Raw genomic sequence first — 20,127 nt, forward strand, 5'->3', positions numbered from 1 at the left:
TCACCCCAAGGGCGCGCATTTCGCTGTCAACCACGCGCGGTCCTCGCCTTCGAGTGTCGGGCCGACCTTGGCCAGCACCTCGGCATGATAGCCGTCGATCCATTCGCGCTCCTGCGGCGACAGCAACGCAGGTTCGATCAGCTCGCGCTCGATCGGCACGAAGGTGAGCGTGCGGAACCCCAGCATCGCGCGATCGGCACCGGGCACCTCGCGCGGCTCGGTCAGGATCAGATTCTCGATTCGGATGCCGTATTCGCCGGCCTTGTAATAGCCCGGCTCGTTCGACAGCAGCATTCCGGCAAGCAACGGCTCGGCTGGCCCGCCGCCGGGATAATTGGGCGCGGCGATCCGCTGCGGCCCTTCATGCACCGCCAGATACGCGCCGACGCCGTGGCCGGTGCCGTGCGAGAAATCGAGCCCTGCTTCCCATAAAGGCCGCCGCGCGAACGAATCGAGCTGGCCGCCGACGGTGCCTTCGGGGAAGATCGCGGTGGCGATCGCGATATGCCCGCGCAGCACGCGGGTGAAGCGGTCGCGCATCTCGGGCGTCGGCGCACCCACCGGCACGACACGGGTGATGTCGGTGGTCCCGTCGAGATATTGGCCGCCCGAATCGATCAGGTACAGCTGCCCCGGCAGAATCGGCGCGTTCGATTCTTCGGTGACGTGATAATGCGGGATCGCGCCATGCGCGCCAGTCGCCGAAATGCTGTTGAACGACAGGTCCATCAGCTTGCCGGTGGCTTCGCGGCATTCGCGCAGCTTCGCCGCCGCCGACAATTCGGTCTGGCCCCCCTTGGGTGCCTCGGCCTCGATCCAGCGCAGGAAGCGCACCATCGCACCGGCATCGCGCAGCTGCGCCGCCTCATGGCCTGCGACTTCCGCTGGGTTCTTGCACGCCTTGGCGAGCAGTACCGGGTCGCGCATTGCCACCACCCTCGCGCCGCCCGCCTCGAGCGCGTCGAAGATCGCCGCGACCGACCCCGCCGGATCGGCAACCACGCGCTTGCCCGCGAACCCCGTCAGCGCGCCGGCAAAATCGCTGCGCTCGTGCAGCCGCACCGCATTGCCGAGGTGGCGGCGCACGTCGTCGGTCAGCTTGTCCGACGCGACGAACAGGTCGGCGGTCGCATCGGCATGAACGATCGCATAGGCCAGCGCGACCGGGGTATTGTCGACATCGCCGCCGCGGATGTTGAAGGTCCACGCGATCGAATCGAGCGCCGAGAGCACCACCGCATCGGTCCCGCGCACCTCGAGCCAAGCCGCGATCTCGCCGCGCTTGTCGGCCGAGGAGCGCCCCGCCAGCGCATCGGCATAGGGCGCGAGCTTGGCGTCGGACGGCGTCGGCTGCTCGGCCCACACCCGGTCGATCGGATTGGCCTCGACCGCCACCAGCACCGCCCCGCGCGCCGCCAGCGCCTTGCCCGCCTCGGCCACCCAGGCGCTGGTGTGCAGCCACGGATCATAGCCGATCCGCGCGCCGTCGCTCGCATGCTCGGCGAGCCAGCCCGCGACGCTCTCCTGCGGCACCGGCACATAGTGCCAATCGTCGCCCGAAACCTGCTCGCGCACCTGGAGCGTATAGCGCCCATCGGTAAAGATCGCCGCCGCCTCCGGCAGCACGACTGCGGTCCCCGCCGACCCCTCGAACCCCGTCAGCCAGGCGAGCCGCTGCGCATAGGCCCCGACATATTCGGACAGATGCTCGTCGGTGAGCGGCACGACGAACCCGTCGAGCGCATCGGTGGCAAGTTGCGCACGCAGCGCGGCAAGGCGGTCGGTATGGCTGGACATGGGACTTCTTTTGCCAGATCGAGCCCGGGCCGGACAAGCGCCGCTATTCGAAACGCCTGCGCCTGGTCCTCCCCTCCCTGGAAGGGAGGGGTTGGGGGTGGGTGCCGCCGAGGCACTCGGCGGCGACCGACAGGACCAACGCCGCGGCGCCTTCGGGATTGGTCAGTACGTCATTGTTCCACAGCCGCACGACGCGCCACCCTTCGGCTTCGAGCCAGGCGGTTCGTGCTTTGTCATACCCTTCGCTGTCCTGATGCTGTGCGCCATCGAGCTCGACCGCCAGGCGCGCTTCGCGACACGCAAGGTCGATGATGTAGCCGCCAATCACCAGCTGTCGGGTGAAACGAGGGCGATACGGCGACAACAGCCGCCACAATATGCGCTCGGCTTCGGTCGCTTCACGGCGCAGCGCCCTTGCGCGGCCGGTCATCATTCTGGGGACACGTCGCATTTTGCCAGCGTAGAACGGCGCGCCTTGCGCGCCTACCCACCCCCGGCCCCTCCCTTGCAGGGAGGGGAGAAGCCCCTTTCGACATTGCCCCCGCCCGCGCTATGGCCGCTTGCATGACCGATCTCCCCACGCCGCCCATCGCCCCGCAGCGCCCGCACAGCTTCACCGCGCACGGCCACACCATCGACGACGGCTTCGCCTGGCTGAAGGATCCCGGCTATCCGAACGTCACCGACAAGGACGTGCTCGCCTATCTCGACGCCGAGAACGCCTATCACGACGCGGTGATGGCGCCGCTCAAGCCGCTCGCCGACACGCTGTTCGCCGAGATGCGCGCGCGCATCAAGGAAGACGAATCGACCGTGCCGCAGAAGGACGGCGACTGGCTCTATTGGACCGATCACGAGGAAGGCGGCGAATATCGGCGCTGGTGGCGCAAGCCCGTTGCGGGCGGCGAACCGCACCTCTTCCTCGACGAACCCGCGCTGGCGGCGGGCAAGGAATATTTCCGTCTCGGCGCGCTCTCGATCAGCCCCGATGCGCGGCTGATGGCTTATGCGATCGACGATAATGGCTCCGAACGCTTCGTAGCGCGGGTGCAGGATCTCACCACCGGCGAGCATTTGCCCGATGTGATCGAGGGGACGCTCGGCGAGCTCATCTGGACCGCCGACTCATCGGCCTTCCTCTACACCCCGGCGAACGACCAATGGCGCACCGATCGGGTGATGCTCCACCGGCTGGGCGAGGCCGAGGATACGATGCTGTTCCACGAAGCCGATGAGGGCTTCCGCGTCGGCGTCGGCGAAACCCAGTCGCGGCGTTTCATCGTCATCGCCACCGGCGATCATGTGACCAGCGAAGTCTATCTGCTCCCCGCCACCGACCCCACCGCGCCTTTGCTGCTGGTCGCGCCGCGCCAGGTCGGCCGCGAATATGATGTCGACGAGCATGACGGCATGTTGTTCATCCACACCAACGATACCTATCCCAATTTCCGGCTGGTCACCGCCACGCTCGAGGCACCCGCCGAATGGACCGAACGGATCGCGCCGAGCCGCGACTTCTACATGACCCGGGTCGAATGTTTCGCCGGCTTCTTCGTCGTCGAGGGGCGCGAGGACGGGCTCGATGTGATCGAAATCCACCGCTACGACGGCAGCGCGCCGACGCGGATACCCTTTCCCGAGGCAAGCTATGTCGCGGGCGTCGGCGACAATCCCGAATATGACGTGCAGGTGCTTCGCCTGGGCTATGAATCGATGGTCACCCCGGGGACGGTGTATGACTATGACGTCGCCAGCGGCAGCCTGACCACGCTGAAGGTCCAGGAGATCCCGAGCGGCTACGACCCGGCGAAATACGCCACCGAACGGGTCAAGATCACCGCGCGCGACGGCACGCAGGTGCCGTGCTCGATCGTCTATCCCGCCGGTTTCCCGCGCGACGGCAGCGGCAAGCTCTATCTCTATGCCTATGGCGCCTATGGCTACGCCGTGCCGCCGGGCTTCTCGACCAGCCGGATGTCGTTCCTCGATCGCGGCGTCGCCTTCGCGATCGCGCATATCCGCGGCGGTGATGACCTTGGCCAGCAATGGTATCTCGACGGCAAGCTCGAAAAGCGCGCCAACACCTTCAACGACTTCGTCGATGTCGCGAAGGGATTGATCGAGCTGGGCTTCACCGCGCCCGGCAACATCGCGATCGCCGGGCGTTCGGCGGGCGGTGAGCTGATGGGCGCGGTCGCCAATTCGGACCCCGATCTGTGGGGCGTGGTCGTCGCCGACGTGCCTTTCGTCGACGTGCTCAACACTATGCTCGACGCCAGCCTGCCGCTCACCCCCGGCGAATGGCCCGAATGGGGCAATCCGATCGAGGACAAGGCGGCGTTCGAGCTGATCCGCAGCTATTCGCCCTATGACAATATCCGCCCCCAAGCCTATCCGCCGATGTGGATCGGCGGCGGCCTCAACGACCCGCGCGTGACCTATTGGGAGCCCGCCAAATTCGCCGCGAAACTGCGCGCGACCAAGACCGACGAGAATGTGCTGGTGCTCAAGACCAACATGGGCGCGGGCCATGGCGGCAAATCGGGCCGCTGGGAGAGCCTGCGCGAAGCGGCGGAGGAGAATGCCTTCGTGCTGTGGCAGTTGGGGGCGGAGAAGACGGCGTGACGCAACGATCGTCCGCTATCCTTCGTCATGCCGGTCTTGATCCGGCATCCATGCGATCGCTTCGCCACCGGGGTTTCGCTTGTGGATGATGCCGTGCCTGGACCCCGGATCAAGTCCGGGGTGGCGAATGAACCGGGGGCAGCCGCCAGCATGAAGCGGATCTTCACCCGCTACCCCGGCCTCACCCTCCTCGTCACCGGCGCGATCGTCGCGACGGGCTTCGCGCCGCTCGACCTCTTCCCGCTGACGCTGATCGGCCTCGCGATCCTGCTCTGGCTGGTCCACGAGGCGCGCACGATCCGCGCGGCACTGTGGCGCGGCTGGATGTTCGGGCTGGGGCATTTCACCGTCAACGGCAACTGGATCCAGCACGCCTTCGATTTCCAGGACAAGATGCCGCCGCAGCTCGGCTATATCGCGGTCGTCGTGCTCGCGCTGTACCTTGCCATCTATCCGATGATGGCGGCGGGACTTGCCTGGCGGCTGGCATCGCCGCGCGCGGTGGGCGATGCCGCGACCCCGCCGGGGGGCAGCTATGTGCTGGTGTTCGGCGCGGCGTGGATCGCCACCGAATGGCTGCGCGCGACGATGTTCACCGGCTATGCCTGGAACCCGATCGGCGTCGTGTGGCTGCCCTTGCTCGGCATCGCGCAGATCGCCGCGCTGATCGGCACCTATGCGCTGTCGGGGGTCACCGTCGTGCTCTCGGGCGCGCTGCTGTTGGTCGCGCATCGCCGCTGGCGGATGCCCGCCGCGACGGTCGCGGCGCTCGCTATCGCCGCATTGGTCGCGTGGCAGGAGCCGCCCCCCGCGCCCGACGGCCCCGCCGCGCCGCGCGTCCGCGTCGTCCAGCCCAATATCGGCCAGGAGCGGATGGGCGACGGCGATTTCGAGCCCAAGCTGCTCGCCGCGATGATCGCGCAATCGGGCCAGCCACAATCCTATCCGCGGCTGGTCGTCTGGCCCGAGGGCGCGGTGAATTATTTCCTCGAGGACGGCTATCCGCGCGACTGGTATTGGAAGGGGCAACCCGCCGACACCCGCGCCGCGATCGCCTCGGTGCTCGGCCCGCGCGACATGGCGCTGGTCGGCTCGACCGCGCTCGAATTCGATCCTCGCGGCGAGCTCGCCAATATCGGCAACAGCATCTACGCGGTCGGCCCCGACGGGTCGCTCGGCCCCAAGCGCTACGACAAGGCGCATCTGGTGCCGTACGGCGAATATCTGCCGCTACGCGATCTGCTCGCACCGCTCGGCATCGCGCGGCTGGTGCAGGGCGAGATCGATTATCTGCCGGGGCCGGGGCCGCGCAGCCTGGCGGTGCCGGGCTTCGGCAATGTCGGCATGCAGATCTGCTACGAGATCATTTTCTCGGGCCAAGTCGTCGATCGTGCCAACCGCCCCGACATCCTGTTCAACCCCTCGAACGATTCGTGGTTTGGGCGATGGGGGCCGCCACAGCATCTGGCGCAGGCGCGGATGCGCGCGGTCGAGGAGGGGCTGCCGATCCTGCGTTCGACCCCCACCGGCATCTCGGCGGTGATCGACGCGCAGGGCCGGCTGCTCGCCAGCGTCCCGCACCAGACCGCTGGCGCCGCCGAAGTCCCGCTGCCGCGCCCGCTGCCGCCGACGCTCTTTGCGCGCGCCGGCAACGCGATGGCCCTGCTGGTGGCCGCGCTGCTGCTGCTGCTCGCGATTGCCATCCGGCGGCGGGAGCGATAAGGAGTCATATAACGATAGCTTTATATCTTGAAGTTCGGCCCTTTGGGCCGGTCAGACGATCGAGGAACCCCATGCGCGCCAATTATCTCTTCACTTCCGAATCGGTTTCCGAAGGCCATCCCGACAAGGTCGCCGACCAGATTTCGGACGCGATCGTCGATCTGTTCCTTTCGAAGGATCCCGAGGCACGGATCGCGTGCGAGACGTTGACGACCACCCAGCTGGTCGTGCTGGCGGGCGAGATTCGCTGCAAGGGCGTGTATGAGGACGGGCAATGGGCCGATGGCGCGCTCGAGGAGATCGAGCAGACGGTGCGCAACACCGTCCGTGAAATCGGCTACGAGCAGGCAGGCTTCCACTGGGAGACGCTTCGCTTCGAGAACAACCTGCACGCCCAGTCGGCGCATATCGCGCAGGGCGTCGATGCCAGCGGCAACAAGGACGAAGGCGCGGGCGACCAGGGGATCATGTTCGGCTATGCCGCCAACGACACCCCCGATCTGATGCCCGCGACGCTGTATTACAGCCACAAGATCCTCGAGCAGATGGCCGCCGACCGCCATTCGAAGAAGGCGCCCTTCCTCGAGCCCGACGCCAAGAGCCAGGTGACGTTGCGCTACGAGGGCAGCACCCCCGTCGCCTGCACCGCGATCGTCGTCTCGACCCAGCATGCGCCGGGCTACGACACCGGCGCCAAGGAAGCCGAGCTCCATGCCTATGTGAAGTCGGTGATCGCCGAGGTGATCCCCGCCGAATTGCTGTCGGACGAGACCGTCTACCACATCAACCCCACCGGCAGCTTCGAGATCGGCGGCCCCGACGGCGACGCCGGCCTCACCGGCCGCAAGATCATCGTCGATACCTATGGCGGTGCCAGCCCGCATGGCGGCGGCGCGTTCAGCGGCAAGGATCCGACCAAGGTCGATCGCTCGGCGGCCTACATCACGCGCTATCTTGCCAAGAACATCGTCGCCGCGGGCCTCGCGCAGCGTTGCACGATCCAGCTGGCGTATGCGATCGGCGTCGCCAAGCCGCTGTCGCTCTATGTCGACACCCACGGCACCGGCACCGTCGAAGACGACGTGCTCGAAGCGGCGATCGGCCGGATCGAGGCGCTTGGCGGCCTCACCCCGCGCGGCATCCGCACCCATCTGGGGCTCAACAAGCCGATTTATCGCAAGACCGCGGCCTATGGCCATTTCGGTCGCAAGGCCGAGGGCGATTTCTTCAGCTGGGAGCGCACCGACCTGATCGACGCGCTGAAGGCGCAACTGGCCTAAGCGTTTAGGCCGGCGCCAGCGCCCCCGCGGGCAGCACCAGCCGCACCGCCAGCCCGCCCTCGTGCCAGGTCCGCTCGAGCGTGCCCCCCAGCTGGCGGATCGCGCTGCTCTCGATCAGCTTCGATCCGAATCCCGCGGGGCGATCGCCCGGATGGATTTCCGGCCCGCCCTGTTCGCGCCACAGCAATTCGAACCCGCCATCGTCGCCGGCGATGCAGTCGAGCGTCACCCAGCCGTCATTGCCCGACAGCGCGCCATATTTGGCGGCGTTAGTGGCCAGCTCATGGTAGAGCAGCGACAGCGGCGTGGTTGCGCGATCGTCGATCTGCGGATTGGCGCCCGCCACGCGCACCCGCGATACCTCGCCCGCGCGATACGGGTCGAACAATGTCCCCAATAGCCCATGCAGCGTCACCGGCTTGCCGCTGCCATCGGCGGCGCGCGGTCGAACGAAATCATGCGCGCGCCCCAGCGCCGCGACCCGGTCGATCAGGCTGGTCGGCAACGCCGCGGCATCGTCGGCCCCGCGCGACGCGGCATGGATCAGCCCCGACACCACCGCGAAGATGTTCTTGATCCGGTGGCTCAATTCGTTCGAGATCAGCTCGCGCTCCTCGATCGCCAGCCGATAGCCATGCGTATCGGTCGCGGTGCCGAACCAGTGCGTCACCTCGCCGCGATCGTCGCGGAACGGTACCGACCGGATCATCGCCCAGCGTGGCTCGCCCGCGGGGTTGAGGATCCGCAGCTCGCATTCGAACGCCTCGCCGCTCGCCTTGGCGGTGCGCCATCGTTCGGTGATGAGCGCGTGATCGTCGGGGTGGATGACGCGCAGAAAGGCTTCGGCGCTGTCGAGCCCGATCGCGACCCCGGTCGCCTCGACCCAGCGCTGGTTGATCCACAGCGGCACGCCATCGGGGTTCGATGCCCATACCAGGTGCGGCAGCGCATCGGCGAGCGAGCGCAGCCGCATCTCGCTGTCGCGCAGCGCCTTGTTCTCGCGCCGCGCGTGCAGGATCGCCGCGACGCTCGCGGCCAGGGTCGTCAGCCCCTGCGTCTGGAGCGGCGTCAGCCCGTCGCGCGGCTGGGTGTCGAGCACGCACAGCGCCCCCAGCGGAAACCCCTCGGCGCTCAGCAACGGCGCGCCGGCATAGAAGCGGACATGCAGGTCGCCGGTCACCACCGGATTGTCGGCAAAGCGCGGATCGAGCGTCGCGTCGCGCACGATCATGATCCCCGGCGATTCGATCGCATGCGAACAGAAGGACGCCGATCGCGGCAGTTCGGCGACATCGGTGCCCACCCGGCTCAGATGCCGCTGGCGCTCGGCATCGAGCAAGGTCACCAGCGCCACCGGCGCGCCGAGCAGCGCCGCGGCGAAGGCGGTGATCGCATCGAACCGCTCGTCGCCGTCGAAGCGATGCAGGTCATGCGCGGCGATCGTCGCCTGACGGATCGCTTCATCGACAAAAGGCGCGGTGCCGTGCAAGACGTCCCCCAATCAAAAACCCGACCGCCGTAGCGGCGATCCGATCGGTTCTTACCGCACCGCAATGGAATAGGCGAATTTCAACGCCGCCCCTGGCCCGGCAACCCCGCCTTCGTCTTCGCCTGCTTCCCGTAGCGCGTCTTGCGCGTGCCCGGCTTGCCCTCGTTCGATCGGCCCATCACCGGCGCCTTCTTCTGGTGGTCGGGCAGCCCCAGCTCCTCGGCCTCGAGGCTGCGGATCTCGTCGCGCAGCCGGCCCGCGGTCTCGAACTCGAGGTCCGACGCCGCCTTGCGCATCTGCTTTTCGAGATCCTCGATATAGGCGCGCAGATTATGCCCCACCATGTGCGGGCGGTCCGCGTCGATCTCGATCAGCACGCCGTCCTTCGATGCGACATGCGCGATGATGTCGCCGATGTTGCGCTTGATCGTCGTCGGGGTGATGCCGTGCGCGGTGTTGTAGATCACCTGTTTCTCGCGCCGCCGATCGGTTTCGTTGAGCGCGCGCTCCATACTGCCGGTGATCCGGTCGGCATAGAGGATCACCCGCCCGTCGACGTTTCGCGCCGCGCGCCCGATCGTCTGGATCAGCGACGTCTCCGAGCGCAGGAACCCTTCCTTGTCGGCATCGAGGATCGCCACCAAGCCGCATTCGGGGATGTCCAATCCCTCGCGCAGCAGGTTGATCCCTACCAGCACGTCGTACACCCCCAGCCGCAGGTCGCGGATCAGCTCGATCCGCTCGAGCGTCTCGACGTCCGAATGCATGTAGCGGACCTTGAGCCCCGCCTCGTGCATATATTCGGTCAGGTCCTCGGCCATCCGCTTGGTCAGCACCGTCACCAGCGTGCGGTATCCCGCCTTGGTCGTCTTCCTGGCCTCGACGATCAGGTCCTGCACCTGCTCCTCGACCGGCTTGATCTCGACCGGCGGGTCGATCAGCCCGGTGGGGCGGATGACCTGCTCGACGAAGACGCCGCCGGTCTGCTCCATCTCCCACCCACCGGGAGTCGCGGAGACGCAGACCGTCTGCGGCCGCATCGCATCCCATTCGTTGAAGCGCAGCGGGCGGTTGTCGATGCAGCTGGGCAGGCGGAAACCATATTCGGCGAGCGTGATCTTGCGCCGGTGATCGCCGCGCGCCATCGCGTTGATCTGGCCGATCGTCTGGTGGCTCTCGTCGACGAACAGCAACGCATTCTCGGGCAGATACTCGAACAAGGTGGGCGGCGGCTCGCCGGGCATCCGCCCGGTCAGGAAGCGCGAATAATTCTCGATCCCCGCGCACGAGCCGGTCGCGGCGATCATCTCGAGATCAAAATGCGTCCGCTGCTCGAGCCGCTGCGCCTCGAGCAGCCGCCCCTCGGCGTGCAGTTCCTTCAGCCGCTCCTCCAGCTCGTGCTTGATCGCGAAGGTCGCCTGTTTCAGCGTCGGCCCCGGCGTCACATAATGGCTGTTGGCATAGATCCGGATCGAATTGAGGCTCGCCACCTTCGCCCCGGTCAGCGGATCGAACTCGACGATCTCCTCGATATCGTCGCCGAAGAAGCTGATCCGCCACGCGGTGTCGTCATAATGCGACGGGAAGACCTCGAGGCTGTCGCCGCGCACGCGAAACGCCCCGCGCGCGAACGCCGCGTCGTTGCGCTTGTACTGCAGCGCCACCAGCTTGCGGATGATCTCGCGCTGGTCGACCACCTGGCCCTTCTTCAGGTCGAAGATCATCGCCGAATAGGTCTCGACCGATCCGATGCCATAGATGCACGACACCGACGCGACGATCAGCACGTCGTCGCGCTCGAGCAGCGACCGCGTCGCCGAATGGCGCATCCGGTCGATCGCCTCGTTGGTCGAGCTTTCCTTCTCGATATAGGTGTCCGACCGCGGCACATAGGCCTCGGGCTGGTAATAGTCGTAATAGCTGACGAAATATTCGACCGCGTTCTCGGGGAAGAACGACTTGAACTCGCCATAAAGCTGCGCGGCCAGGATCTTGTTGGGCGCCAGGATCAGCGCGGGGCGCTGCAATTCCTCGATCATCTTGGCCATGGTGAAGGTCTTGCCCGAACCCGTGACCCCCAGCAGCACCTGGTCGCGCTCGTTCGCGCGATTGGCCGCGACCAATTCGGCGATCGCCGCGGGCTGGTCGCCCGCCGGTTCGTATTCGCTCACCAGCTTGAAGGGCCGCCCCCCCTCGGCCTTGGGCGGGCGCGCGGGACGATGGGGGACGAAGCTCTGCCCGGTATCGGGTTCGGCCAAATTGGTACGGATCTGGATCGCCATATGTTCCGGTATATGAGGGCGATGGCGGGCGAGGACAATGGAGGGGCGGGGGGCGTTGCGCTGCTGCGTCGAGCGATGCTTGCGATGCCCATACCGACCGCTGGATAGCAGGACTTCCGCGTCACCCCGGACTTGTTCCGGGGTCTGCCGCGCGGCAGATAATGCCGCCGATGATTGAGCGCACGCCCTGCGTCTATATCCTGTCGAACCGCTACAACGGCGCAATCTATGTTGGTGTCATGAGCGACACTCCACAGGGCAGCGGCTGAACTTATTCATGAGGCTACACCTCAAGCCGAAGCCCGATCGACGCAATATGAGCCGATATTGCAACAGTCACGTGCATCATGTAAGTTACATGTAACGTTTATGGTCGGAGAAACGCTGTTGCCGACACCCGTCAGCGAACGAGTGCAAAAGCGTCGCGACGCTTTGCGTGCCGCAGGGCTACGGCCGATCCAGATATGGGTTCCCGATACCCGGCGTCCGGGGTTCGCCGAGGAATGCCAGCGCCAGGCGCGAGTGGTCGCGGCAGCCGATGCGGCGGATCACGATCTCGACGCCTTCATCGATGCGGCGCTGGTTGATCTGGACCCCGAGGGCGAGGTTTGAAACGCGGCGACCTGGTGACGATCGCTTTGCCCGGGGATTTCGGCAAGCCGCGCCCCGCGCTGATCATCCAGTCCGACCAGTTCGACCAGACCGGCACCGTCACGGTATTGCTGGTGTCGGGAACGCTGGTCGATGCCCCCCTGATCCGCACGACTATCGATCCGACGCCGGGCAACGGGTTAAGGAAACGGTCGCAGGTAATGGTGGACAAGGCAATGTCGGTGAAGCGCGGCAAGATCGGCGCGCCGATCGGTCGCCTCGATGCCGAGGCCATGCTGGCGGTGACGCGGGCGCTGGCGGTCTTCTTCGCTATCGCCTGATCAGCTCCACAACCCTGCTGTCCTACAACCCCCCACTTCGATAAACTCCCCCCATGACTATGCTCCCCCCACCCCCAACCGGCACCCCGCTCCAACACCGCGGAGAGGGGCAATCCACGGGGGACGTAGTGTAGCTTTTGTAGCCTTCCGAGTCCGCACCGCCCCCGCGACTCGCCGAATCGCCGCCCCTCGACACACCGCCATCGCGCGCTAGTCTCGACCCACAATCACCCGGGGGAATCCACATGCGTCATCTGCTCGCCGCCACCGCCTTTCTCGCGCTCGCCGCCACGCCTGCGCTTGCCGAGCCCGATTACGCCCCCGCGGTGAAGGCCGATTACGACAAGCAGCTCGCCAGCCTGTTCGACTGGTTCCACCGCAACCCCGAATTGTCGTTCAAGGAGGTCAAGACCTCCGCCCGCATGGCGCAGGAATTGCGCGCGATCCCCGGCATCGTCGTGACCGAGAAGGTCGGCGGCACCGGCGTGGTCGGCGTCATGAAGAACGGCGCCGGCCCGGTGGTGATGATCCGCGCCGATATGGACGGTCTGCCGGTCGAGGAGAAATCGGGGCTGGCGAACGCATCGAAGGTGCGCCAGGTCGGGGTCGACGGGGTCGAGGCGCCGGTGATGCACGCCTGCGGCCACGACACCCATATCACCTCGATGGTCGGCACCGCGCGGCGGCTCGCGGCGATGAAGGATCGCTGGCAGGGCACGATCGTGTTCGTCGTCCAGCCCGCCGAGGAACGCGTCGGTGGCGCGCGCGCGATGGTCGCCGACGGGCTCTACACGCGCTTCCCCAAGCCCGAGTATGCGCTCGCACTCCACGTCGGCGCCGAACTGGGCTCGGGCAAGGTGACGGCATCGACCGGCATCCAATATTCCTCGTCCGATTCGGTCGACATCACCGTCCCCGGCATCGGCGCGCACGGCGCCAGCCCGCACCAGGGCAAGGACCCGATCTACATGGCGTCGCAGCTCGTGATCGCGCTCCAGGGGCTGATCAGCCGCGAGCGGATGCCGCTCACCCCCGGCGTCATCACCGTCGGCGCGTTCAACGCCGGGCTCAAGCACAACATCATCTCCGACGAAGCCAAGCTCCAGGTGACGGTGCGCGCCAATAGCGAGGAGGAGCGCAAGCGCCTGCTCGACGGCATCCGCCGCGTCGCGCGCGGGGTGGGCGAGCTCAACGGCATGGCGGCGGACAAGATGCCGGTGGTCAAGGTGATCGAGGGCACGCCGACGACGATCAACGATTCGGCGCTCGCCGAGCGGCTCAACGCGGTCATGGTCCAGGCGCTGGGGCAGGCGAATGTCGAGCCGTTCGAGCAGAAGGGCATGGGCGCCGAGGATTTCGCCTATTTCGTCCAGCCCGACAGCGGGGTGAAGGGCTATTATTTCGCGGTCGGCGGCACCCCACAGGCGGCGCTCGACGCGGCCAGGGCGGGCGGTCCCAAGATCGGCTCGCACCACAGCCCCGAATTCAAGGTCGAACCCGAACCCGCGATCGTCACCGGCACGATCGCGATGACCGCCGCGGTGCTCGACCTGATGAAGCCGGGCGGCTGACGGGCAATGTCTACCCTTGATCCGTTCGTGCTGAGCCTGTCGAAGCACCGTCCTTCGTGCCGCGGACGCATCGCTTGCGGACAACAGGACAATGCTTCGACAAGCTCAGCATGAACGGTTGAGGGAGAGCCAGACTTTAAGTCTCCCGGCTGCGGCGGTTACGGGAGCGCCGTCACTTCCGCCGTGGTCGCACATCGCGCCAGCCGCGCCTCGTCGAGCCGGCGGGGCGCCGCCCCCAGCGCGGGCACGGTTACCGCGCTGCCCACCGCGACCGGGGCGAACCGCGCGGGGTCGATCCCGCTGCAGCGGGCGAGCGCCGCCAGCATGCGCGGCGGGGTGTCGCGCGCCTCGCTCGACAGCTTGAACGTGCCCCAATGGATCGGCAGCGCGAAGGGCTGGCCCAGCCGGTCGAACACCCGGATCGCGTCGGGCGGGCCGACATGGCTATCGGTGCCCATTTGCCCCGGCTGGAAGCGGAACGCGCCGATCGGCAGAATCGCGAAACGCACCGGCCCCAGCGCCGCCGCCTCGCGCGGCCATTGCCCGTCGCCAAAGCCGGTATCGCCGGCGAAGAACAGATTGCCGCCGGGCAGGGTGACGACGAAGCTCGACCACAAGGCGCGGTTGCGGTCGGTGAACCAGCGGCTGCCCCAATGATGGTTGCGCGTCACCGCGACCTCGATGCCGGGCCGCAGCACGGTCCGCTGCCCCCAGTCGAGCCGCCGCGCGGGCACCCCGACCTGGCCGATGACGCTGTCGTTGCCCAGACTGGTGACGATCACCGGCCGATCGCGCCGCCACAAGCGCTTCAGTGTCGCCTGGTCGAGATGGTCGTAATGATTGTGGCTCACCAGCACGAGGTCGATCTTGGGCAGGTCGTCGAAGGCGATCCCCGGCACCGTCACCCGGCGCGGCCCGAAGCCCAGCGGGCCCGCGGTGTCGCTCCAGATCGGGTCGGTCAGGATGTTGAGCCCCTGCGTCTGCACCAGCACCGTCGCATGGCCGACCCAGGTGGCGACCATCGCCTGCCCCTCGACGCGCGCCGCCGGCTTGGCCAGCCGCACCGGCACCCTGCTCGGCCATGCCGCATCGCCCTCGCCGGTGATCCGCTTCATCAGGAAGCTGGCGCGGTTGCCCCCGCCCGGCGGTGCGGCGGTCTCGCCATCGGGATTGAAGAAGCGCGCGCCGTCGAAATGCCCGGTCGGCTCGCCGCGATAATAAACCCGATCGAGGAACCGCGGCACGATCGTCACCGCAAGGCACGCCGCGACCACCGCCCACAAAAGCAGCACGCCCGCCCACCGCAGCAACCGCATACCCAACGCCATCACCAACCTTGCCGCCATGAAAGGTCGAACCTCAACCGACGGCAACGCCAAAGGTGCCGCAAGGCGACAAGCTTCGGTTCGTCACCCCGGACTCGTTCCGGGGGCCACCGGGCCACAAAGCTGCCGCTGCATGGGGCGCCGTGGACCCCGGAACAAGTCCGGGGTGACGCGCAACGGTCCGAGGCAGACCCGCGTTCAAACCCCCGCCAGCAACCCTTCGCGCGCGATCTTCTCGCGCCACACCAAGGGCGCGAGGTGATGGACATTCTGCCCCGCGCTATCGACCGCCACCGTCACCGGGAAGTCCTGCACCTCGAACTCGTAGATCGCCTCCATGCCGAGATCGGCGAAGCCCACCACCTTCGATCCCTTGATCGCGCGCGCCACCAGATACGCCGCGCCGCCCACTGCCATCAGGTAGGCCGACTTGGCCTCGGCGATCGCCTGCGTCGTATCGACCCCGCGCTCGGCCTTGCCGACCATCGCGAGCAACCCCTGATCGAGCATCATCCGCGTGAACTTGTCCATCCGCGTCGCGGTGGTGGGGCCGGCGGGGCCGACCACTTCCTCGCCCACCGGATCGACCGGCCCGACATAATAGATCACGCGGCCCCGGAAATCGACCGGCAGCGGCTCGCCCGCGTCGAGCATGTCCTTGATCCGCTTGTGCGCGGCGTCGCGCCCGGTGAGCATCTTGCCGTTTAGCAGCAGCCGGTCGCCATGCTTCCACCCCCGCACGACGTCGGGCGTCAGCGTGTCGAGGTCGACGCGGATCGCCGCCTTGTCGGGGGTCCAGTTGACGTCAGGCCATTGGTCGAGCTTGGGCGCTTCGAGATACGCCGGCCCCGATCCGTCGAGCATGAAATGCGCGTGGCGGGTGGCGGCGCAATTGGGGATCATCGCCACCGGCTTGCCCGCCGCGTGGCAGGGAAAGTCATAGATCTTGACGTCGAGGATCGTCGAGAGTCCGCCCAGCCCCTGCGCGCCGATCCCCAGCGCGTTGACCTTGTCGAAGAGCTCGATCCGCAGCGCCTCGATGTCATTTTGCGGGCCGCGTGCCTTGAGCTGGCCCATGTCGATCGGCTCCATCAGCGACTGCTTCGCCAGCAGCACCGCGCGTTCGGCGGTGCCGCCGATGCCGATGCCCAGCATCCCCGGCGGGCACCAGCCGGCGCCCATTTGCGGGATCATCTCGAGCACCCAGTCCACAATCGAATCCGACGGGTTCATCATCTTGAACTTCGACTTGTTCTCCGACCCGCCGCCCTTGGCCGCGACGTCGATCGAGACGCTGGCCCCCGGCACCATCTCGACATGCAGGACGCTCGGCGTGTTGTCCTTGGTATTGCGCCGGGTGAAGGCGGGATCGGCGAGAATCGACGCGCGCAGCCGGTTTTCGGGGTGGAGATAGGCGCGGCGCACGCCCTGATCGACGACCTCCTGCAAGCTGCGCGTGGTGTCGTCGAGCCGGCAGTCCATGCCCCATTTGACGAAGACATTGACGATGCCGGTATCCTGGCAGATCGGCCGATGCCCCTCGGCACACATCCGCGAATTGGTGAGGATCTGCGCGATCGCGTCCTTGGCGGCGGGCGACTGCTCGGCGGCATAGGCCTCGCCCAGCGCGCGGATGTAATCCATCGGATGATAGTAGCTGATGAACTGCAGCGCGTCGGCGACGCTTTCGATCAGGTCGGCGCTGCGGATGGTGACGGTCATGGGGCAGGGGTCCGTGCTTCGATTGGGTTGCGCGCTCGATACGAGGCCCGCGCCGGTGCGCCAAGCCGTCGATCGAAAACATTCGTCGAACCACCGCGACAACGTTGCGACCTATTCGCATTTGCATTGACAGTAAGAATGACTCGCAATAACCATCGCCGAAACGACAAGGGGTTTCGGTCTTGGTTTCATCTTCCTCGGGCGCGGCATTGCCCGCCTTTCTCGCGCTTTCGTGTGTCGGCGCGCTGGTTTCCGGTCCTGCTTATGCTGCCGACCCCGTCACCGACGATCGCCCGCAAACGCGGCAGGAACGTCGCGATGACCCGCAGCGCGACGACATCGTCGTGACCGGCCTCCATGAAAAGGACACGCTCGAAAGCCCCAAGGCGACCGCGCCGTTGCTCGATACCCCGCAGACGATCACCGTCATCAGCGACCAGACGCTGCGCAAGCAGAACCTGCTGACGCTGCGCGATGCGTTGCAGACCGTTCCCGGCATCACCTTCGGCGCGGGCGAAGGCGGCGGCGGCTATGGCGACAGCATCAACCTGCGCGGCTATTCGGCGAACAACGACATCACCCAGGACGGCGTGCGCGACACCGCGCAATATAGCCGCACCGATCCGTTCAACCTGCAGCAGATCGAAGTGTATAACGGCGCCAATACCGTCTTCAACGGATCGGGATCGGTCGGCGGGACGATCAACCTGGTGTCGAAGGTGCCGCAGGCACGCGACCTGACGATCATGTCGGCGGGGATCGGCACCGACCAATATTATCGCGCCTCGGTCGACAGCAATGTCCGCGTCAACGATCTGGTCGCGGTGCGGCTCAACGCGATGGTCCATCGCAACGACGTGCCCGGCCGCGACGTCGAACAGTTCGAGCGCTGGGGCGTCGCACCGTCGATCACGATCGGCATCGACGGGCCGACCAGCCTGACGCTCGCCTATGTCCACCAGCAGGACGACAACGTCCCGATCTTCGGCAGCCCCTATTATGCCGCCGCGGGCGGGGTGCCTGAGGGGATCGACGATGCGGACTATTTCGGCATCGCCAATCTCGATTCGCAGCGGAGCGAAGTCGATCGGCTGACCGCCACCTTCACTCACCAACTGAGCGACGCGCTGACGGTGCGCAACCTGACGCGTTACCAACGGGTGTCGCAACCCACCGTCACCAGCGCGCCGCAGGGGACCTTCTGCCTGTCGACCGGCCTTACCCCGCTCGGCGTCGCATGCCCCGCCGGTCAGAACACCCCGGGCTTGTATTATCCCAGCGGTCCGCGCGGACTGGTGCGCGATCAGCTGAACGACCTGCTCTACAACCAGACCGACCTGACGCTGGTCTCGGGCACCGCGGGCCGGCTGCGCAACACCCTGGTGGTCGGCGCGTCCTATGCGCAGGAAGATTATGTGCTGGTGACCGCCAATCTGCTGCGCAATCCGGGCGGCGCATTGCCCAACCCCGCGCTGCCGCCGATCGCGATCGGCGATCCGAGCACCGACTATACCGGCCCGATCAACCGGATCGTCACCGGCCGCTCGCAGGGCGATAGCCGATCGACCGCGGTCTACGCCTTCGACACGCTCGAGATCGGCGAGATGTTCGAGGTGAATGCCGGGGTCCGCTGGGAGCAGATGGACGCGGTGTTCCGCGCCGACACCTATGCGACGCCGGCAACCGGTGGCGCGATCACTCGCGGCACCGACCAGCTCAGCGACGAAAACCTGTTCAGTTATCGCGGCGGTGTCGTCTTCAAGCCGGTGCCCAATGCCAGCTTCTATGCAAGCTATGGCAATTCGAAGACGCCGAGTTCGGCGACGGTGCGGCTGGGCTGCACCACCGCCTGCGATGTCGCTCCCGAAACCGGCGAAAGCTACGAGATCGGCGCCAAGGCTGATTTGTTCGGACGCCGGCTCCAGCTGACCGCGGCGGTGTTCCGCAACGAGCGTACCAATTTCCGCGTCGCGACCAACGATCCGGTCGCGCCTTCGGTACAGGTGCTCGACGGCCGCTCGCGCGTCGACGGCATCGCGCTGGGTGCGTCGGGCAACATCACCCCCGCCTGGAGCATCTTCGCCAACTACACCTATCTGAAGGGCGAAATCCTGCAGAGCGTGTCGGACTTCTGCCTCGCCAATCCGGGGGCGGCCAATTGCGGCAATTCGGCCGGTCTGCCCGATCCGCAGGCGGGCAACGTCCTGATCCAGACCCCCGATCATTCGGGCAGCCTGTTCACCACCTATACGCTGCCGTTCGGGCTGCAGCTCGGCTACGGCCTGACCTATCAGGGCAGCTTCGCGCTCAACCAGTCGTCGCTCGCCGCGCCGATCCAGCTCGAGGGCGAGGATTTCCTCACCCACCGCGCCTTCCTGTCCTATGCCTTTGCCGGCGGGCTGACCGCGCAGGTCAACATCCAGAACCTGACGAACGAGCGTTATTATACCGGCATCCGCAACAATGGCTGGGCGACGCCGGGCGATGCGCGGTCGGCGGTGCTGAGCGTGTTCTACAGTTTTTGAGACATGTGTACCGTTCGTGCTGAGTAGCCGCTGAGCTTGTCGAAGCGGCGTATCGAAGCACCCGCCCGCTCGGGGCAAAGTCCTTCGATACGGGTCTTCGCCTTCGCTCAGCCCCTACTCAGGACGAACGGTTATGTTTCGGACCACAAGCACCAAAGGATTCCCATGCTGATCGCGATCCCCGACCTGTTCGACGCCGCCGGGGTCGCACGGCTGCGCAGCCTGATCGACTCCGGCGACTGGATCGACGGCAACGCCACCTCGGGCCCCCAATCGGCGCTCGCCAAGCGCAACGAGCAACTGGCCGAGGGCAGCGCCGCAGCCCGCGAGGCCGGAGGGCTGGTGCTCGATGCGCTGGGGCGTTCGCCGCTGTTCATCGCCGCCGCGCTGCCGGCAAAGGTCTTCCCGCCCTTGTTCAACCGCTATGCCGGCGGGCAGGCGTTCGGCGCGCATATCGACAATGCGATCCGGATCCAGCGCGGCAGCGACTTTCGCATCCGCTCGGACCTGTCGGCGACGCTCTTCCTCGCCGATCCCGCTGAGTATGATGGCGGCGAGCTGGTCATCGAAGATCGCTTCGGCGAACAACGCGTCAAGCTGCCCGCGGGGCATATGGTGCTCTACCCGGCATCGTCGCTCCACCGCGTCGAGCCGGTCACGCGCGGAGTGCGCGTGGCGTCGTTCTTCTGGCTGCAATCGATGGTGCGCGACGACGCCGCGCGGCGGCTGTTGTTCGATCTCGACCAGTCGGTCCAGCGGCTCGGCGGCCAGCTTGGGCAGGGCGACCGTTCGGTGATCGAGCTGACCGGGGTGTACCACAACCTGCTGCGACGCTGGTCCGAGGTGTGACCACCAAG

The 20,127-nt window shown here is 66.7% G+C and carries 14 protein-coding genes; 8 read left to right on the forward strand and 6 right to left on the reverse strand.

Going from position 1 to position 20,127, the window contains the following annotated elements:
- Positions 1-1,797 (reverse strand): aminopeptidase P family protein, encoded by a 1,797-nt coding sequence (locus NMP03_RS13510; RefSeq protein WP_256505979.1) that lies wholly within the window; start codon positions 1,795-1,797, stop codon positions 1-3.
- A gap of 43 nt (positions 1,798-1,840) precedes the next feature.
- The gene (locus NMP03_RS13515; RefSeq protein ID WP_319937599.1) at positions 1,841-2,230 is read right to left on the reverse strand and encodes an endonuclease domain-containing protein; all 390 of its coding nucleotides are present in this window, start codon (positions 2,228-2,230) and stop codon (positions 1,841-1,843) included.
- Positions 2,231-2,361: 131 nt separating this feature from the next.
- On the opposite strand from NMP03_RS13515, the gene NMP03_RS13520 reads away from it, so the two are divergent.
- The 3 genes from NMP03_RS13520 to metK all read left to right on the forward strand — a co-directional run bounded on the left by NMP03_RS13520 (position 2,362) and on the right by metK (position 7,424).
- Positions 2,362-4,422 carry a S9 family peptidase gene (locus NMP03_RS13520; RefSeq protein WP_256505980.1) on the forward strand — a complete coding sequence of 687 codons (2,061 nt, stop codon included), beginning with the start codon at positions 2,362-2,364 and terminating at the stop codon, positions 4,420-4,422.
- A gap of 150 nt (positions 4,423-4,572) precedes the next feature.
- Positions 4,573-6,144, forward strand: coding sequence for an apolipoprotein N-acyltransferase (gene lnt / locus NMP03_RS13525; protein ID WP_256508132.1), 1,572 nt, complete (start codon positions 4,573-4,575; stop codon positions 6,142-6,144).
- A gap of 71 nt (positions 6,145-6,215) precedes the next feature.
- Positions 6,216-7,424, forward strand: a complete 1,209-nt coding sequence (gene metK / locus NMP03_RS13530; RefSeq protein WP_256505981.1) for a methionine adenosyltransferase — start codon at positions 6,216-6,218, stop codon at positions 7,422-7,424.
- Positions 7,425-7,428: 4 nt separating this feature from the next.
- Here metK and NMP03_RS13535 read toward each other — a convergent pair whose 3' ends face one another.
- The gene (locus tag NMP03_RS13535; protein WP_256505982.1) at positions 7,429-8,913 is read right to left on the reverse strand and encodes a GAF domain-containing protein; all 1,485 of its coding nucleotides are present in this window, start codon (positions 8,911-8,913) and stop codon (positions 7,429-7,431) included.
- An 80-nt stretch (positions 8,914-8,993) separates the two neighbouring features.
- Entirely contained in the window at positions 8,994-11,195 is a 2,202-nt protein-coding gene (uvrB, locus tag NMP03_RS13540) for an excinuclease ABC subunit UvrB (protein WP_256505983.1), read from the reverse strand.
- 411 nt (positions 11,196-11,606) lie between these two features.
- On the opposite strand from uvrB, the gene NMP03_RS13545 reads away from it, so the two are divergent.
- From NMP03_RS13545 to NMP03_RS13555, 3 genes are all read left to right on the forward strand, one after another.
- Entirely contained in the window at positions 11,607-11,807 is a 201-nt protein-coding gene (locus NMP03_RS13545; RefSeq protein ID WP_256505984.1) for an antitoxin MazE family protein, read from the forward strand.
- Positions 11,804-12,127: a type II toxin-antitoxin system PemK/MazF family toxin gene (locus NMP03_RS13550; RefSeq protein ID WP_256505985.1), complete on the forward strand. Its 324-nt coding sequence runs from the start codon at positions 11,804-11,806 to the stop codon at positions 12,125-12,127. The genes NMP03_RS13545 and NMP03_RS13550 overlap by 4 nt, the downstream gene beginning before the upstream one ends.
- Positions 12,128-12,372: 245 nt before the next feature.
- Positions 12,373-13,698, forward strand: coding sequence for an amidohydrolase (locus NMP03_RS13555; RefSeq protein ID WP_256505986.1), 1,326 nt, complete (start codon positions 12,373-12,375; stop codon positions 13,696-13,698).
- Between the two features lie 158 nt (positions 13,699-13,856).
- Here NMP03_RS13555 and NMP03_RS13560 read toward each other — a convergent pair whose 3' ends face one another.
- Positions 13,857-15,044: an MBL fold metallo-hydrolase gene (locus NMP03_RS13560; RefSeq protein WP_256505987.1), complete on the reverse strand. Its 1,188-nt coding sequence runs from the start codon at positions 15,042-15,044 to the stop codon at positions 13,857-13,859.
- A gap of 177 nt (positions 15,045-15,221) precedes the next feature.
- Positions 15,222-16,745: a fumarate hydratase gene (locus NMP03_RS13565; RefSeq protein WP_256505988.1), complete on the reverse strand. Its 1,524-nt coding sequence runs from the start codon at positions 16,743-16,745 to the stop codon at positions 15,222-15,224.
- A 182-nt stretch (positions 16,746-16,927) separates the two neighbouring features.
- Here NMP03_RS13565 and NMP03_RS13570 point away from each other — a divergent pair, with 182 nt between their 5' ends.
- Together NMP03_RS13570 and NMP03_RS13575 are read left to right on the forward strand one after the other, a co-directional pair.
- A complete protein-coding gene (locus NMP03_RS13570; protein WP_256505989.1) occupies positions 16,928-19,270 on the forward strand; it encodes a TonB-dependent receptor in 2,343 nt (780 codons plus the stop codon).
- 165 nt (positions 19,271-19,435) lie between these two features.
- A complete protein-coding gene (locus NMP03_RS13575) occupies positions 19,436-20,119 on the forward strand; it encodes a Fe2+-dependent dioxygenase (protein WP_256505990.1) in 684 nt (227 codons plus the stop codon).
- The last annotated feature ends 8 nt before the right edge of the window (positions 20,120-20,127 follow it).

This window comes from Sphingomonas qomolangmaensis, from assembly GCF_024496245.1.
Taxonomy (GTDB): Bacteria; Pseudomonadota; Alphaproteobacteria; order Sphingomonadales; family Sphingomonadaceae; genus Sphingomonas; species Sphingomonas qomolangmaensis.

Bases quoted from the DNA above. Each gene is read 5' to 3' on its own strand.
- NMP03_RS13510 (WP_256505979.1), bottom strand. From the start codon at position 1,797: ATGTCCAGCCATACCGACCGCCTTGCCGCGCTGCGTGCGCAACTTGCC.
- NMP03_RS13515 (WP_319937599.1), bottom strand. From the start codon at position 2,230: ATGATGACCGGCCGCGCAAGGGCGCTGCGCCGTGAAGCGACCGAAGCC.
- NMP03_RS13520 (WP_256505980.1), top strand. From the start codon at position 2,362: ATGACCGATCTCCCCACGCCGCCCATCGCCCCGCAGCGCCCGCACAGC.
- lnt (WP_256508132.1), top strand. From the start codon at position 4,573: ATGAAGCGGATCTTCACCCGCTACCCCGGCCTCACCCTCCTCGTCACC.
- metK (WP_256505981.1), top strand. From the start codon at position 6,216: ATGCGCGCCAATTATCTCTTCACTTCCGAATCGGTTTCCGAAGGCCAT.
- uvrB (WP_256505983.1), bottom strand. From the start codon at position 11,195: ATGGCGATCCAGATCCGTACCAATTTGGCCGAACCCGATACCGGGCAG.
- NMP03_RS13555 (WP_256505986.1), top strand. From the start codon at position 12,373: ATGCGTCATCTGCTCGCCGCCACCGCCTTTCTCGCGCTCGCCGCCACG.
- NMP03_RS13560 (WP_256505987.1), bottom strand. From the start codon at position 15,044: ATGGCGGCAAGGTTGGTGATGGCGTTGGGTATGCGGTTGCTGCGGTGG.
- NMP03_RS13565 (WP_256505988.1), bottom strand. From the start codon at position 16,745: ATGACCGTCACCATCCGCAGCGCCGACCTGATCGAAAGCGTCGCCGAC.
- NMP03_RS13575 (WP_256505990.1), top strand. From the start codon at position 19,436: ATGCTGATCGCGATCCCCGACCTGTTCGACGCCGCCGGGGTCGCACGG.